Annotated in this window: 2 protein-coding genes; one reads left to right on the top strand and one right to left on the bottom strand. The window is 50.5% G+C overall.

The genetic code is table 11. From position 1 onward, the window contains the following. A partial coding sequence (locus Q0628_RS03340; protein WP_298768161.1) for a hypothetical protein occupies positions 1-536 on the top strand: 536 nt, incomplete at its 5' end. Positions 537-583: 47 nt separating this feature from the next. Here Q0628_RS03340 and Q0628_RS03335 read toward each other — a convergent pair. Beyond that, a partial coding sequence (locus tag Q0628_RS03335; RefSeq protein WP_298768160.1) for a DNA internalization-related competence protein ComEC/Rec2 occupies positions 584-1,913 on the bottom strand: 1,330 nt, incomplete at its 5' end.

Raw genomic sequence — 1,913 nt, 5'->3', positions numbered from 1 at the left:
TCCCCGTGAACATTCTAGGGGCGCTCAACAAAGAATGGGAATTAGGCGCCAAGGTGGACATGTACACCTACAACCAGATGGACAACATGGAAGCCTCCATCGACATCGGCGGAAGATACCGCATGGGTGCCGGCCGATTTGTCGAATTGGACGGCTATTTTGGGCTCAACCGCAACAATGGTAGCGCCATGGTGCTGACCTACGGCAAAGAAGTTTATATTGCAAGTAGTTTTTCGAACACCTACGAAGCCCGCGCCGGCTTTTTTGACGGCGTTACCGGAGATGACGGCTATGTCAAATTCGCTTTCGGCACCATTCCGACGTTGCACTTTGGCAGAAGCTTTCTTTGCATGATCGAAATTACCTCAAGCGGAAGCGTCGGACATTTCCGCGATGACTTTATGGTCGACATTATTCCGAAAATGGAACTGGCCTTCGGTAGCACACGCGTGCGCCTGGAATTCGACATCGGCGTTCTGCAGGATGACAACAACGACCAAAAGAGCATCGGGCTTTACGTACAGACCGCATTGTAAATGCGGAATGTGTAGTGTGGGATGTGGAATGACTTTGTTCATTTAAATCATTCTATCATAGTGTTAACAAGAATCGTGTCCGCACGGAATACCACATCAATCGTTCCTTTTTCAGCGGTATTCAAATACGGAATCTTAAGCGAATCAAGCCTTTGAATCACCTGCTTGCTCGGGTGGCGAAAACGGTTCTTGCGGCCGCTCGAAATCAGCGCCAGTTCCGGATTGACCCGATTCAGGAATTTTCGACTGCTCGACGTCTTTGAACCGTGATGGCCGAGTTTAAGCACGTCGCTTTTCAAATAGACATCCGTTTTCATGATTTCTTTTTCGCCTTGCACGGTTAGGTCGCCGGTCAAGATAGCCGAACGCCCGAGGCCCTTTACCCGAAACGAAATGCTTTGCGTGTTGGCATCTACGCAGTGCTTGGTATCGGGGTGAATCACCTTGATTTCAAAGAATTTTTCTTTGTACAGTACTCCGCGAGAAATGTCGCGGATGGGAATGCCGCGCCGGTAGGCTTCGGAAATTACCTGCTGCCAGTTTTCTTTTTCGTCGATTCTTGCGCAATCTGTTAGCCAGAGTTCCTTGACCGGAAACATTTTGATGATCGAAGCTGCACCGCCAAAATGGTCCTGATCTGGGTGTGTGATGACCAAGGCGTCTAGCTTGGAAACCCCGATATGGTGCAGATACGGCACGATGATGTCTTTCCCGGAATCTTGCCGTTTGATATCGCCGGCATCGACAAGAATATGGGAGCCCGAAGGCGTCGTAAGCAAGAGGCTATCGCCCTGTCCGATATCGATAGCCGTCAATTTCCAGCTCGGCTTGACAATGGCGTAATAGCCTTTGTAGGCAAAGGTTATTGCAAAAAGAATCATGCAGCAAAGTGAAAAACGCCGGGCAATCCTGTTTTTACCCGCAACAGGCATCAAGACAATCAACACTCCGCACAAAAGCAATATGGAAGGGTCAAACGGCCCGACAGTCACCGACGCCTGCGAAGAATCCGACAGCAAGCGAGTCAAAAGCGACGCTAGTCGCAAAAAGAACCGCGCCGCATAGCAAAAATGCTCCCGCAAAATATCAAACGGCGAAAGCAGCGCAAAAAGTCCCGCCTGCATGCCCATGGAAATCGCAGGCACCACCACAATATTGCCAAGCCACGCAAATGGCGAAAGAGTCTTGAAATGGTGTATCAGGAACGGAGCCGTCGATAGCGTGGCGCATAAAGTCACATAAGTCGGCTCCACCACAAGCGCTTGCAGGCGCGCCCACCATTTATTCTTCTGGAGTTCTTCGGGCAGCTTTTTAAGCGGGTTCCAGGTACCCCCCATCAAGATTCCCATAGTCGCCGCCACCGAAAGCTGAAAGCCC

The sequence above is a fragment of the uncultured Fibrobacter sp. genome (assembly GCF_937877005.1).
Lineage (GTDB): Bacteria > Fibrobacterota > Fibrobacteria > Fibrobacterales > Fibrobacteraceae > Fibrobacter.
This window is presented reverse-complemented; position numbering and strand designations above follow the sequence as displayed.